A 13,953-nucleotide genomic window follows, 5' to 3' on the forward strand; every position below is an offset into this window, starting at 1 on the left:
CCTGGGCGTCGATAAGCCAATAAAGCGGTTACCACATTATGGCAGTTGAAAGTTCCTTTCGGAAAGCGCTTGCCAACTAAGTTCTTGCGGTGCATGATGGATGCAGTGGGAATGCGCTTTCCCAATCCAGCTTGAGTAAAACTGCTCACTCACCGTGGAGGACACATGGGCTTCGAAACAAAGACGATCCGCATCGCCATGAACGGCATCACCGGCCGGATGGGTTACCGCCAGCACCTGCTGCGCTCCATCCTTCCCATCCGCGACGCCGGCGGCTTCACCCTGGAAGACGGCACCAAGGTCCAGGTCGAACCGATCCTGGTGGGCCGCAACGAGGCCAAGATCCGCGAACTCGCCGAAAAGCACAAGGTTGCCGAATGGACCACGGACCTTGAATCCGTGATCAACGACCCCACCGTGGATGTCATCTTCGACGCCTCCATGACCAGCCTCCGCGCTGCCACCCTGAAGAAGGCCATGCTGGCCGGCAAGCACATCTTCACCGAGAAGCCCACGGCTGAAACCCTCGAGGAAGCCATCGAGCTGGCACGCATCGGCAAGGAAGCCGGCGTTACCGCGGGCGTCGTCCACGACAAGCTCTACCTCCCCGGCCTGGTCAAGCTCCGCCGCCTGGTGGACGAAGGCTTCTTCGGCCGCATCCTCTCCATCCGCGGCGAATTCGGCTACTGGGTCTTTGAAGGCGACATCCAGGCCGCCCAGCGCCCGTCCTGGAACTACCGCAAGGAAGACGGCGGCGGAATGACCACGGACATGTTCTGCCACTGGAACTACGTCCTCGAAGGCATCATCGGCAAGGTCAAGAGCGTCAACGCCAAGACCGCCACCCACATCCCCGCCCGCTGGGATGAGGCCGGCAAGGAGTACAAGGCCACGGCAGACGACGCCTCCTACGGCATCTTCGAACTCGAAACCCCCGCCGGCGACGACGTCATCGGCCAGATCAACTCCTCCTGGGCCGTCCGCGTCTACCGCGACGAACTCGTGGAATTCCAGGTGGACGGCACGCACGGCTCCGCCGTCGCCGGCCTGAACAAGTGCGTCGCCCAGCAGCGCGCCCACACCCCCAAGCCGGTCTGGAACCCGGACCTTCCGGTCACCGAATCCTTCCGCGACCAGTGGCAGGAAGTGCCCGCCAACGCAGAACTGGACAACGGCTTCAAGCTGCAGTGGGAAGAATTCCTCCGCGACGTCGTCGCCGGCCGGGAACACCGCTTCGGACTGCTGTCCGCCGCCCGCGGCGTCCAGCTTGCCGAACTGGGCCTGCAGTCCAACGACGAACGCCGCACCATCGACATCCCGGAGATCACCCTCTAATGACCTCGCTCATCCTTCCTTCCCACGACGGCGGCACCCGCGAGTACCGCCTGCAGGGCGCCACCACGTGGGCCCGCCCCACCGCCCCGCTGACTGCCCGGCGCGCTTACGCCGCCGCGCACGTCATCCCCGAAGTCCTGGCCGACAACACCCCCGGGGCCCCGGCCCGGCTCGACTGGGAGGCCACCATGGCCTACCGCCACGAGCTGTGGTCCTACGGGCTCGGCGTGGCCGACGCCATGGACACGGCCCAGCGCGGCATGGGCCTGGACTGGGCAGCCACCCAGCAGCTCATCAAGCGGACCGGCGTGGAAGCTGCCTCGGTGGTGTCCGCCGGAAACGCGGCTACGGCAGGCAAGACCGTCCGTGACCTCGTCTCCTGCGGTGCCGGCACGGACCAGCTGGACATCCTCTCCCTTCCCGCCGGCGAAGCCGGCCTGAAGGCCGTCCTTGAGGCCTACCGCGAGCAGATCGCCGTGATCAGCGAAGCCGGACCCAAGGTCATCCTGATGGCATCGCGTGCCCTCGCCAAGGTCGCCAGCGGCCCCGAGGACTACCTGAAGGTGTACTCCACCCTGCTGCAGGAAGTGGACCAACCGGTCATCCTGCACTGGCTGGGCACCATGTTCGACCCCGCCCTGGCAGGCTACTGGGGCTCAGACGATGTCGCCGCCGCCACCGAAACGTTCCTTGGCCTCATCAGGGACAACGCGGACAAGGTTGACGGCGTCAAGGTCTCGCTGCTCGATGCCAGCCACGAGGTGGCCCTGCGCGCGGCGCTGCCCGAAGGCGTGCGCCTCTACACCGGTGACGACTTCAACTACCCCGAGCTCATCGACGGCGACGGCAGCCACCACTCCGACGCCCTGCTGGGCATCTTCGCGGCGATCTACCCGGCCGCCTCGGTGGCCCTGCAGAACTACGATGCAGGCAACGCCGCCAAGGCCCGTGAAATCCTCGATTCCACCCGCGAACTGGGCAAGCACATCTTCAGCGCCCCCACGTTCTACTACAAGACCGGCATCGCCTTCATGTCCTGGCTGAACGGCAAGCAGCCCGGCTTCCAGATGGTGGGCGGCCTGCACTCCGGCCGCTCCGTCTGCCACCTCGCCAAGACGTTCGAACTGGCGGACCACGCCGGCCTGCTCAAGGACCCCGCCCTGGCTGCCTTCCGGATGTCCGACTACCTGCGCATCAACGGAGTGGGAGTATGAGCGACTTCTCCCGGCTGTCCATCAACAGCGCCACCACCAAGAAGTGGACACTTGCCCAGGTTGTCGAGGGCTGCGTCAAGGCGGGCATCCCCGCCATCGGCCCCTGGCGGGACCGCGTGGAGGAAGCCGGACTGGACAAGGCTGCACGCCTGATCAAGGACGCAGGCCTGCGCGTCTCCTCCCTCTGCCGGGGCGGCTTCCTCACGGCAGCCGACGCCGAGGGACAGGCCGCGGCGCTCGCTGACAACCGCGCGGCGATCCTTGAGGCCGTAGCACTCGACACCAGGGAACTTTTCCTGGTGGTGGGCGGCCTCGCTCCCGGTGAGAAGGACGTGGTGGCGGCGCGCCGGCGCGTGGCTGACCGCCTTGCGGACCTCGTACCGTTCGCCCGGGAAAACGGCGTCCGGCTGGTGCTGGAACCGCTGCACCCGATGTATGCCGCGGACCGCGCCCTGATCTCCACCCTGGGCCAGGCATTGGACCTCGCAGCACCGTTCGATGCGTCGACAGTGGGCGTGGCCGTCGATACCTTCCACGTCTGGTGGGACCCGGAACTGAAGGCACAGATTGAACGGGCCGGACGGGAAAACCGGATCGCCTCCTACCAGGTCTGCGACTTCAACATGCCCATCGCCGCGGATCCGCTGCTCTCCCGTGGGTACATGGGCGACGGCGTGGTGGACTTCGCCACGATCGGTACCTGGGTCCGGGATGCCGGTTACACCGGTGACATCGAAGTGGAAATTTTCAATCAGGACATCTGGGACACGGACGGCAACACCGTCCTGGCCACAGTGAAGGAGCGTTACGCGGAGTTGGTCCTCCCGTACGCCTGACACGCTCTGGATGTCCTGTCCAGACCGCGGGCTCCTGCTACGTCACGGCAGGAGCCTGCGCCCCACATAAGAACAGACCCGGACCGCTCAGCGGTCCGGGTCTGTTCTTCTTTACGGCCTTACTGCCCGTGCAGGGCAGCCCAGCGCCGGTACCGGGCCAGGACGCCGCCGTCGTCCTTCCCTGCAGGAAGGTCGACGGCGTCCAGCGCCCAGGAGGGGAACTGCCCGGTGAGCGCTGCGGCGGCCTGGCGGGCAGCGCCGTCGGCAACGTATTCGCCCGGCTTCGGGACGGTGACGGCGACGCCGAGGAGCCGGACGGCCGCATCCTGAACCGCGGGAGACTGTGCGCCGCCGCCCACCAGGATGACCCGCCGGGCCACCACCCCCTGGTCCTGGAGTGCCGCCAGGCCGTCCGCCAGCGAGCAGACAACGCCCTCGACGGCGGCCCGGGCCAGGTTGGCGGGCGTGTAGCTGGTGCGGGTGATGCCGTGCAGGGAACCGGTGGCGTCGGGCAGATTCGGGGTCCGCTCGCCGTCAAAGTAGGGCACCAGGGTCAGGCCCCCCGCGCCGGGTCCCGAGGAGAGCGCAAGATCATTGAACTCCCGCAGGTCCACGCCCAGCAGCGCCGCGGTGGCATCAAAAACCCGGGTTGCATTGAGGGTGCATACGAGGGGCAGGTAGTGGCCGGCGGCATCGGCGAAGCCCGCTACCAGCCCTGAGGGATCGGCTGCCGGGATGTCCGACACGGCAAAAACCGTGCCGGACGTGCCCAGCGACATCACAACGTCGCCCAGCCCGGCGCCCGCACCCAATGCTGCGGCTGCGTTGTCGCCGGCGCCGGCCGCAATCAGGCAACCCTGGGGGGTCCTGCCCGCTGGTTCCAGCGGGCCAAGCACCTTCGGCAGCAACGGCACGTGGCCCAGCGACGCGGACAGGACCTCGGGGAGGTACTGTCCATCCGCGCTTGAGTAGTAGCCCGTGCCCGAAGCGTCCGAGCGGTCAGTTACCAGCGCCTTCAGGCCGGCCGCGCCGCTTCCCGGGCCGAAGCCCATCAGCAGCCAGGTCAGCCAGTCATGCGGAAGGCAGACTGCAGCCACCTTCGCCGCGTTCTCCGGCTCATTCTGGGCGAGCCAGTGCAGCTTGGTGATGGTCAGTGACGCTACCGGGACGGTGCCGGTTGCACCGGCCCAGTAGCGTGCACCGGCAGCGGCGTCACCGTCACCGTCACCGGCCGTCTTGATCAGGTCCGCGGCGGCGCCGGCACTCCGGGTGTCGTTCCAAAGCAGGGCGGGCCGGACGACGTTGCCGGTTTCATCCAGGCACACCATGCCGTGCTGCTGGCCCCCGACGGAAACCGCGGCCACGTCCTCCAGCCCGCCGGCCTGCCTGATGGCTTCCTGCAGTGCGGTCCACCAGTGGTCGGGGTGGACCTCGCTGCCTTCGGGGTGGGCGGCGCGGCCGTGCCGGACGAGCTCTCCGGTGTCCGCGTCGCGGACCACCACCTTGCAGGACTGGGTGGAGCTGTCGATGCCTGCTACGAGGGCCATGGCTTAGCGGGCGTTGAGCAGGTGCTCGATGGCGAGCTGGTTCAGCCGGACGAACGCGAAGGAACGCTCCGCGGCTTTGTCGGCGTCGAAGTCCTCGAAGGAGGCGGCGTCGGCGACCAGATCGGCGGCGGTCTCACCGGCTGCCAGGGTGGGCTGGCCGAGTTCGAAGACGCCGGAGGCCGCGAGGGCTTCCTGGACCTGGGGGTCGGCACGGAATGCGGTAGCGCGTTCCTTCAGCAGCAGGTACATGGCCATGTTGGCTTTTGCTGATTCCCAGACACCGTCGTAGCCGTCCGTGCGGGAGGGCTTGTAGTCGAAGTGCCGGGGGCCTTCATAGCGGGGGCCGCCGTTGGGGAAGCCGTTTTCGAGCAGGTCCACCGTGAAGAAGGCGCTGGTGAGGTCGCCGTGGCCGAAGACCAGGTCCTGGTCGTATTTGATGCCGCGCTGGCCGTTCAGGTCGATGTGGAAGAGCTTGCCGGCCCACAGCGCCTGGGCGATGCCGTGCGTGAAGTTCAGGCCGGCCATCTGCTCGTGCCCGGTTTCCGGGTTCAGGCCCACGATGTCGCCGTGTTCGAGCTGGGCAATGAACGCCAGGCCGTGCCCGACGGTGGGCAGGAAGATGTCACCGCGGGGCTCGTTGGGCTTGGGCTCAAGCGCGATCCGCAGGTTGTAGCCCTTGTCCTTGATGTAGGCCGCGGCGGTATCCACGCCCTCGCGCATCCGGTCCAGGGCGGCCGAGAGGTCTTTCGAACCGTCGTATTCGCTGCCCTCGCGTCCGCCCCACATAACGAAGGTTTCAGCCCCGAACTCGGCGGCGAGGTCAATGTTGCGCAGGACCTTGGAGAGGGCAAAGCGGCGAATGGAGCGGTCGTTGGAGGTGAACCCGCCGTCCTTGAACACCGGGTGGCTGAACAGGTTGGTGGTCACCATCGGAACCTTCAGCCCGGTCTCGGCCAGCGCGGTCCGGAAGTTCTTCAGGATCAGCTCACGCTCTGAGACGGTGGCGTCGAAGGGAACAAGGTCGTTGTCGTGGAAGGTGATGCCGTATGCACCGAGTTCGGCCAGGCGGTGGACCGCTTCGACCGGGTCGAGGGCGGCGCGGGTGGCAACACCGAAGGGGTCGGCGCCGGTCCAGCCTACGGTCCACAGGCCGAAGGTGAACTTGTCCGCGGGAGTGGGGGAGAGAGTCATGGTGCGTCCTTGCAGTCAGGTGCCGCCTTGGTGCGGCTATTAGTTTATTGCCTGAACTATATGCGGGGACGTAGGCTGGGGTCAACAGCCCCGGCCTCCCGCCGGCAAAATTTTTTTCAAGGAGCGTCCTGATGGTGATGCCGGTGCCGGCCGCAGTCCTTACCGAGTCCGCCGTGCCCGGCAGCATGGGTGATGTTCGCCGGAGCAACCTTGCACTCGTTCTGGGAAGGATCGCCCAGTCCTCCGCTGATACCCATCTCACCCGCGCCCAGGTTGCCTCGGCCACGGGCCTGACCAAGGCGTCGGTTTCGAGCCTGGTCCTGGAGCTCCTGGAAGCCGGGCTTGTCCGCGAAATAGGGCTGAACCCGCAGGGGGAGCGCGGGCGGCCGGGTGTGGGTCTGCAGCTCAACCCGGACCGCGCCGTGATGGGCATGGAAATCAATGTCGACTACATCGCGGCCGGAGTCATCGACCTCTCGGGTACCCTGCTGGTGCAGGAAATCCAGGAGCGCGACAACCGGGACAGCGACAGCGGCCCTGTCATGGACGCCCTTGCCCTGCTGGCAGCGACGGTGGCCAGTGCGGCGGGCAAGCGCGGCGTCCGGATCCTCGGGGGCGGGCTGGCTGTACCCGGGCTCGTGGATGCTGCGACGTCAAAGGTCCTCCTCGCCCCGAACCTCGGCTGGACCGGCGTTGACCTCGATCTCACCCGGCTGCTGCCCGGTACTGCTTTGGGTGTTGCCCTGTTCAACGAAGCCAACGCTGCCGCGTTGGCCGAACTCCAGCACCGGCAGGCCAATGGTGGCTCCGGTTTCCTCTTCGTGTCCGGCGAGGTTGGTGTTGGTGGCGGACTGGTCATCGGGGCCGAACTGTTCACCGGGCCTGAAGGGCATGCCGGCGAAGTGGGGCATGTGGTGGTGGACCCTGACGGAAGCCTGTGTTCCTGCGGCGGAACCGGATGCCTGGAAACAGTGGCCGGCCAGGACGCCATCTTCACGGCAGCCGGCATCTCAGGCAGCCGGACACGCTCCGAAAACATGTCCGCCCTGGTAGATTCCCTGACGGCGGGGGAGCCCGGTGCCCTGCTCGCCGTCGATCGTGCCGGCAAATACCTGGGCATGGCTCTTGCCTCAACCGCCAGGGTGACGGACATCGGCTCGGTGGTGCTGGGCGGCCACTTCGCGGTCCTCGACCCCTGGCTGCGGGCGCCGCTCGTTGCGAGCCTTGAAAAGTACGCGCCGGGCAGGATCGCCGCGGAGCAGGTGTCCCTCACGGCTGTGGGGCAAGCCGGAGCGCTGCTTGGCGCGGCGGGCAGCGTGGTCCGCTCGCTCGTCGAGGCGCCATACCTGGTTCAGCCCTAGCACTGGGGGAATTTAAGAAAGAAAACACCCCGGTCCGAAGACCGGGGTGCTACCGATGACCCGACTCATCCGTGAAGGATGTCCCGACTCATCACATCGGTGCCCCAGGAGGGAATCGAACCCCCGACCGGCGGATTAGAAGGCCGCTGCTCTATCCCCTGAGCTACTGAGGCGGGTGCATCCGGGTCTGAAGCCCGGCGCCTCAAAAAGTTTACATTGCCCGGACTGCCGGTGGTGTCGCTTCCCGGCAACACCTGACTTCTCCTCCACAAGCACGCCGGGACCGCGGTTGTGCACATAGGACGTCCGGGCCCTCGTCCCTGGTGATCAGCTGGATGATGCTGGTTTTGCCTGCTAAGGCACCACCATTGAAGACAGGACGTAGAGATGAGCGACACCACCATCACGATCCGGGGATTCGTTGCCACCGAGATCAAAAGCGGCACAACGCCAGGGGGAGTGGCCACCGCCTCTTTCCGGATTGGTTCCACCTCGCGGCGGCGTGACAAGGAAACAGGCGCCTGGATGGACGGCCACACCAACTGGTTCCTGGTCCAGGGCTACCGCCACCTCGCGGGAAGCATGGGCTGCAGCATCAGAAAGGGACAGCCGGTCATCGTGGTTGGCACGCTGAAGATCCGCAGCTGGGAACGGGACGGCCGGGTCTATTACTCACACACCATCGATGCTGACGCCGTGGGCCACGACCTCACCTGGGGTACTGCCAACTTCATCCGATCCTCCACCAAGCCGCTTCTCTCTCTCGTTGACCAGGACGCCCCCCTCGCCGGTGACCACAGTGCCGGTACCGACGGACCGTTCGACGAACCCGGGGACGGCGACGAGGACCTGGGCGGCGATCCTGCCGCTGCCTACATCGAGGACAGCAACGGCGACCTTGTGCCACTGGATCTGGAAACGGGGGAGCTCGCGGAATCAGGCGTGTAGGAACTGTCTCAACGCCCTCTCAAGTTCCTGGGCGGGCAGGACTTCGGCACCCCCCGGCCGTGCCCTGTCCGCCCAGGCTGCATCGCCGGCTCCGGTACCCGTGGCAGAATGACCGCATGCGGCACAACCTTGACCACCGGCACAATCATGGAGCCGGTGCCTCACCTGCTCCTCCAGAAACGATCAGGGTCCGCACCATGATGCTTCGCTTCGCCGCGGGTGCAGCCCTCGTCGCCGTCATGGCCGGCTGCACCCCGGGTTCCACCGCTTCGCCCGGACCCGCAGACAGTGGAACCCAGGCAACGGAAACCGCGGCCCCTGCCGCGCAGGACAGCGGTACCCAGGACAGTAGTGCCGAAGGCAACGGCGAGGAAGGTGGGGACGCGCTCGCGGACACCTCAGCCGCACCGTCAGCCAACGCGGAAGCGGCGGCCACCGAAACGGTACGGCAGACCGTGACAAACACCCTGACCCAGCTGGCGGCGGCGGCGCCAAAACCCGCCACCGCCCAGGTCACCGATGCACTCACCGGCGCGGGCATTGCCCCCGCTGTCCTTCAGGTGTCGCAAAGCCGTACTCCCACCGGCCTTGAAGCCGACGCCATAGAGGCGGCGGTGCTGCAGGGGACCGACTGCGTCATCGGCCAGGTCCGGGAAGGAACAGTCACCGTCACGGTCCTTCCGGTGCTGGCCAGCGGCAAGTGCTTCGTAGGGTCCTGAGTCCGCCGTAAATGTGAGTTATGCCCGCCTACCCACTAGATTTGGAACCATGGCGGAATTTATCTACACAATGACCAAGGCCCGTAAGGCCGTTGGCGAAAAACTCATTCTTGATGACGTAAGCATGTCATTCTTCCCCGGTGCCAAGATCGGTGTTGTGGGCCCGAACGGTGCCGGTAAGTCCACCATCCTCAAGATCATGGCCGGACTGGACACCCCCTCAAACGGAGAGGCCCGGCTCAGCCCCGGCTACAGCGTAGGGATCCTGCTGCAGGAACCGCCGCTGAACGAAGAAAAGACCGTCCTGGGCAACGTCCAGGAAGGCGTAGGCGAGATCTACGGCAAGATCCAGCGGTTCAACGAAATTTCCGAGGAAATGGCCAGCCCCGATGCTGACTACGACACCCTCCTCGAGGAAATGGGCAAGCTTCAGGAAGCCATCGACGCTGCCGACGCCTGGGACCTCGACTCCCAGCTGGAACAGGCCATGGACGCGCTCCGTTGCCCGCCCGCTGACGCGGACGTCACCAACCTCTCCGGTGGTGAACGCCGCCGCGTGGCCCTCTGCAAGCTTCTCCTGCAGAAGCCCGACCTGCTCCTCCTTGACGAGCCCACCAACCACCTGGACGCTGAAAGCGTGCTCTGGCTCGAACAGCACCTCTCCAGTTACCCGGGCGCCGTCCTGGCCGTAACCCACGACCGGTACTTCCTCGACCACGTTGCCGAGTGGATCGCCGAGGTGGACCGCGGCCACCTGTACCCCTACGAAGGCAACTACTCCACGTACTTGGAGAAGAAGCGTGCCCGCCTGGAAATCCAGGGCAAGAAGGACGCCAAGCAGGCCAAGCGGCTTGCCGAGGAACTCGAGTGGGTACGTTCCAACGCCAAGGGCCGCCAGACCAAGTCGAAGGCCCGCCTGGCACGCTACGAGGAGATGGCTGCCGAAGCAGACCGGACCCGCAAGCTGGACTTCGAGGAAATCCAGATCCCGCCGGGACCCCGCCTGGGCGGCCTGGTGCTGGAAGCGAAGAACCTCCAGAAGGGCTTTGAAGACCGGACCCTGATCGACGGGCTCTCCTTCACCCTGCCCAGGAACGGCATCGTCGGCGTTATCGGCCCCAACGGTGTCGGCAAGACCACGCTGTTCAAGACCATCGTAGGCCTGGAACCGCTGGACGGCGGCGACCTGAAGATCGGCGACTCGGTCAAGATCTCCTACGCGGACCAGAGCCGCGGCGGCATCGACCCCAACAAGACGCTGTGGGAAGTCGTCTCGGACGGACTCGACTTCATCCAGGTGGGCAACGTGGAAATGCCGTCCCGCGCCTACGTTGCAGCCTTCGGCTTCAAGGGCCCGGACCAGCAGAAGAAGGCCGGCGTGCTCTCCGGCGGTGAGCGCAACCGCCTGAACCTCGCCCTGACGCTCAAGCAGGGCGGAAACCTCCTGCTCCTTGACGAGCCCACCAACGACCTCGACGTCGAGACCCTCAGCAGCCTGGAGAACGCGCTGCTTGAGTTCCCCGGCTGCGCCGTGGTGGTCTCGCACGACCGTTGGTTCCTGGACCGGGTTGCCACGCACATCCTGGCCTATGAAGGTGACGAGGAGAACCCGTCCAAGTGGTACTGGTTCGAGGGCAACTTCGAATCCTATGAGGAGAACAAGGTGGAGCGCCTGGGCCCGGATGCGGCCAAGCCGCACCGCGTCACCCACCGCCGCCTGACCCGCGACTAGGGATTTCAGCACCGGCGCCATCGCCGGTCACCGGCGATGGCACGAAGGAGGCCGGCACCCGTTGGGGTGCCGGCCTCCTTCGTGCCCGGTGAGGCCTGCTAGTCCCGCACAGCCTTGCGGATCTGATGCTCCAACACCTTGGACTGGAAGGCGCCCACCACCTTGTTCTTCAGGTCGGTGGGCACGCGGACCATGCCCTCTTGGGCAACGGAGGCAACGTGCTGCCCGGCCCGGTTGAAGATCTTGCCGGTGGCGAGTCCCCGTGCGCCCTGCGCGCTCGGGGACTCCTGCACATAGAGGAGCCATTCGTCCACCCGGGCGGGGCGGTGCCACCACATGGCGTGGTCGAGGCTCGCCACATTCATGCCCGGTGTGATCCAGCTCAGCCCGTGCCGCCGCAAAATGGACTCAAGCAGGGTGTAGTCGCTCGCATACGCCAGGGCGGCCCGGTGCAGGTTGGCGTTGTCCGGCATCGGCCCGAACGTCTTCATCCACACAGCGTTCCGGGCTTCCTTGGTGCCCTTGGCCGAAACGTACAGCGGCGGATCGATGTGCCGGATATCGAAGGGCCGCTCATACGCCCAGTGCCTGGCCACCGGGTGGTCGAACTTCCCCAGCAGGTCAGCGGTGCTGGGCAGGGACTCCGGGTCCGGGATACCGGCGGGCATCGTGGATTCGTGCTCGATGCCTTCGTCCTCCCCCTGGAAGGACGCGATCATGGACAGGATCGGCACGCCGTCCTGATAGGCGTGGACCCTCCGCGCGGAAAAGGACCGGCCGTCACGGAGGCGCTGGACACCAAACGTGATGGGCTTGTTGGCATCGCCGGGCCGCAGGAAGTAGCCGTGCATGGAGTGGACAAAACGCTCGTCGTCCACGGTCCGGATGGAGGCGATGAGAGACTGTGCCAGGACCTGGCCGCCGAATACCCGGTGGTGCGGCTGCTGCTGGGACGGTCCAAGGAAAATGTCCTCGTCCGTCCGGGCTCCTTCCAACTGGCCAAGGTCGAGAAGTTTGATCAGCGATGCGGTGGGGTCACCGCTGGGAGGTGCCAGGAGTCCGGCTTCGGCTTCAGTCATGGTTTGACTCTAGACGGCGGCCCGGTGCCGCTCAACCAGCCGGGGCAGTGTCCAATCAGCGTGCACCCGGTAGTGTTCTTGGTGTGTCTGATCTTCTTACCTCGTCCTTCCGTTTCGCCGACCCCAGGGATCTCGCCGACCTGAAGACGTACGTCACACGAGCAAAAGCGATCGACGACGGCGCCATCCGGCTGCAGGCGGCAGGTTCCGTCCTCGCCGCGTACGTGTGCGTGCTGCGTCCCCGGCTGCTGGGCGAATCCACGCCCACCATCCTGGGCCTGCGCACCATGGCGCTGGCGGCACCTTCGGAAACGGACGTGACAGTCCCGCTGTCGGCCGTCCTGGACCGCCTCGCCCGCGCAGGGGAGGACGACGTCGAATTGCCGGTTCCGCCGGCTACGGTCACCGAGTCCTGGACGGGCGTCAGCGCCCCAAGGGGCGGCTGGGAACTTGTGGGGTCGCTCAGCGACTCCGCCCTGCGGCAGGCAGCAGAGGCCGGCATCGCCGAAGTGGCGGGAATTGTTCCGGACAAGCCCGGGGCACTGATCGTGAACAACGCCCGCGCCGCGGTCTGGGGCAGGGACCTGGACTCCTCGGGACTGCCTACGGGAGCGGCCTTCGCGGCCCTTGCCTTAGGCTTCCTCGCAGACGGCGACCAGAAGCTCTACCGCGCGGGCCGCTGGTTCCGGCTCTCGGGCAGCCGCGGGCACGTGCTGGCGCGCACCGGAAGCGGCCTGCTCTAAGGGCGGAGCTGCCGGGTCAGGAGCCGGACGGGCTGTTCACCATGGACAACGCCGCGCGCTCCATGTAATCCCACAGGGTCCCCTCGTACAGGGGCGGCAGTTCAAGGGCGTCCACGGCCTTGCGCATGTGGAACAGCCAGCGGTCCTTGGCCTCCGGCGACACCTTGAACGGCATGTGCCGCATCCGGAGGCGCGGATGGCCGCGCTCTTCACCGTAGGTGGTGGGTCCGCCCCAGTACTGCTCCAGGAACATCAGGAAACGCCGTTTGGCTGGTCCCAGGTCCTCTTCGGGGTACATCGGGCGCAGCAGCGGATCGGTGGCCACGCCGTCGTAGAAAATGTCGATGAGCTTGACGAACGTTTCGTGGCCGCCCACGGCGTCGTAGAAGTTGTCCGTGTAGCCGGGCTGGCTGAAGGGATCGTTCTGCATCAGCTGGCGTGGCTGCTGCGGCTCTACGGGAATGGTCATCGCTATTCTCCGGCTTTCTGCTCGGTCTTGGTGTTCTCGGCGCCGTGATCCGAGCTCTGGTCCGTGGTGCCGTCTTCCGATTCATGCAATGGCACATAATTGCCCTGCGAACGGTTGCCTACCCTCAGGATCTCACCGTTGCGCAGGTACCAGATGGCACCGTCGTCGGACCGGACCCGCGTGATGCGCAGGCCCATGGATTCAACCACGCCCACCACCTCGCTGGTTTCGATCACGTCGCCGATGCCGAACTGGTCTTCAATGGTAATGAAAATGCCGGCCAGGAAGTCGCGGATCAGCTGCTGGGCGCCGAAGCCGATGGCCACACCGAGGATACCGACGCTGGTCAGGAGCGGCGCGATGTTGATGTCAAGGTTCTGCAGAACGTACATGCCGGTGATGACCACCACCAGCACCCCCACGATGCTGTTCAGCAGCGAACCGATAGTTTCCGCCCGCTGCACCCGGCGTTCGTGATCCAAGGCCCGGAAAGCGGGAGCCGCCCACTTGAACGTGGGTTTCTTGAAGAAGTTGCTCCCGGACGCCACCCGCGAGGTGATGCGGGAGATGACGAACGTCGCCGCCAGCCAGACGGCGACGCCGACGCCCAGGCTGATCACGATCCCCGTAATGCTGATGCCGTCCGGGTCGGTGGCGGCGGAAGGGAGGACTGACAACATGCTGACCATAGGGAAGAAGTGCTCCTTGGGGTTTGTGCCGGCAGAACCGGGACGAGTTGCTTCAGCGCCGGTTATGCCCGGCGCGGAAGCCTCTGTTCT

The 13,953-nt window shown here is 66.0% G+C and carries 13 protein-coding genes and 1 tRNA gene; 8 read left to right on the forward strand and 6 right to left on the reverse strand.

The genetic code is table 11. The annotated features are described in order from the left end of the window. Positions 1-165: 165 nt before the first annotated feature. The 3 genes from AC5RWA_RS17675 to AC5RWA_RS17685 are packed head-to-tail and all read left to right on the forward strand — an operon-like array spanning position 166 to position 3,385. Positions 166-1,335 (forward strand): Gfo/Idh/MocA family protein, encoded by a 1,170-nt coding sequence (locus AC5RWA_RS17675; protein WP_079596357.1) that lies wholly within the window; start codon positions 166-168, stop codon positions 1,333-1,335. Continuing rightward, the gene (locus AC5RWA_RS17680) at positions 1,335-2,549 is read left to right on the forward strand and encodes a dihydrodipicolinate synthase family protein (protein WP_494058508.1); all 1,215 of its coding nucleotides are present in this window, start codon (positions 1,335-1,337) and stop codon (positions 2,547-2,549) included. Before AC5RWA_RS17675 ends, AC5RWA_RS17680 begins: the two co-directional genes overlap by 1 nt. After that, positions 2,546-3,385, forward strand: a complete 840-nt coding sequence (locus AC5RWA_RS17685) for a sugar phosphate isomerase/epimerase family protein (protein ID WP_079596355.1) — start codon at positions 2,546-2,548, stop codon at positions 3,383-3,385. Before AC5RWA_RS17680 ends, AC5RWA_RS17685 begins: the two co-directional genes overlap by 4 nt. A gap of 119 nt (positions 3,386-3,504) precedes the next feature. Here AC5RWA_RS17685 and xylB read toward each other — a convergent pair whose 3' ends face one another. After that, positions 3,505-4,932 (reverse strand): xylulokinase, encoded by a 1,428-nt coding sequence (xylB, locus tag AC5RWA_RS17690; protein ID WP_494058509.1) that lies wholly within the window; start codon positions 4,930-4,932, stop codon positions 3,505-3,507. 3 nt (positions 4,933-4,935) lie between these two features. Next, positions 4,936-6,123, reverse strand: coding sequence for a xylose isomerase (xylA, locus tag AC5RWA_RS17695; protein WP_079596353.1), 1,188 nt, complete (start codon positions 6,121-6,123; stop codon positions 4,936-4,938). A 131-nt stretch (positions 6,124-6,254) separates the two neighbouring features. On the opposite strand from xylA, the gene AC5RWA_RS17700 reads away from it, so the two are divergent. After that, positions 6,255-7,484, forward strand: coding sequence for an ROK family protein (locus tag AC5RWA_RS17700; RefSeq protein WP_494058510.1), 1,230 nt, complete (start codon positions 6,255-6,257; stop codon positions 7,482-7,484). 100 nt (positions 7,485-7,584) lie between these two features. On the opposite strand, the gene AC5RWA_RS17705 is transcribed toward AC5RWA_RS17700, so the two are convergent. Further along, positions 7,585-7,657 (reverse strand) — tRNA-Arg (locus tag AC5RWA_RS17705). A 214-nt stretch (positions 7,658-7,871) separates the two neighbouring features. Here AC5RWA_RS17705 and AC5RWA_RS17710 point away from each other — a divergent pair. From AC5RWA_RS17710 to ettA, 3 genes are all read left to right on the forward strand, one after another. Continuing rightward, complete coding sequence (locus AC5RWA_RS17710) at positions 7,872-8,432, forward strand: single-stranded DNA-binding protein (RefSeq protein ID WP_476245221.1); 561 nt, start codon at positions 7,872-7,874, stop codon at positions 8,430-8,432. Between the two features lie 116 nt (positions 8,433-8,548). Further along, positions 8,549-9,151 (forward strand): DUF6993 domain-containing protein, encoded by a 603-nt coding sequence (locus AC5RWA_RS17715; protein WP_494058511.1) that lies wholly within the window; start codon positions 8,549-8,551, stop codon positions 9,149-9,151. A gap of 49 nt (positions 9,152-9,200) precedes the next feature. Next, the gene (ettA, locus tag AC5RWA_RS17720; RefSeq protein ID WP_079596350.1) at positions 9,201-10,883 is read left to right on the forward strand and encodes an energy-dependent translational throttle protein EttA; all 1,683 of its coding nucleotides are present in this window, start codon (positions 9,201-9,203) and stop codon (positions 10,881-10,883) included. A gap of 98 nt (positions 10,884-10,981) precedes the next feature. Here the strand turns inward: ettA and AC5RWA_RS17725 are convergent, their stop codons facing one another. Next, the gene (locus tag AC5RWA_RS17725) at positions 10,982-11,962 is read right to left on the reverse strand and encodes an acyl-CoA thioesterase (protein WP_115525806.1); all 981 of its coding nucleotides are present in this window, start codon (positions 11,960-11,962) and stop codon (positions 10,982-10,984) included. Between the two features lie 83 nt (positions 11,963-12,045). On the opposite strand from AC5RWA_RS17725, the gene AC5RWA_RS17730 reads away from it, so the two are divergent. Next, entirely contained in the window at positions 12,046-12,705 is a 660-nt protein-coding gene (locus AC5RWA_RS17730) for a DUF8185 domain-containing protein (RefSeq protein ID WP_079596348.1), read from the forward strand. Positions 12,706-12,721: 16 nt separating this feature from the next. Here the strand turns inward: AC5RWA_RS17730 and AC5RWA_RS17735 are convergent, their stop codons facing one another. Together AC5RWA_RS17735 and AC5RWA_RS17740 are read right to left on the reverse strand one after the other, a co-directional pair. Then, positions 12,722-13,174, reverse strand: a complete 453-nt coding sequence (locus AC5RWA_RS17735) for a globin (RefSeq protein WP_115525808.1) — start codon at positions 13,172-13,174, stop codon at positions 12,722-12,724. A gap of 2 nt (positions 13,175-13,176) precedes the next feature. Further along, complete coding sequence (locus AC5RWA_RS17740; RefSeq protein ID WP_079596346.1) at positions 13,177-13,863, reverse strand: mechanosensitive ion channel family protein; 687 nt, start codon at positions 13,861-13,863, stop codon at positions 13,177-13,179. Between the last annotated feature and the right edge of the window lie 90 nt (positions 13,864-13,953).

It is taken from the genome of Arthrobacter sp. 210 2, from assembly GCF_059093025.1.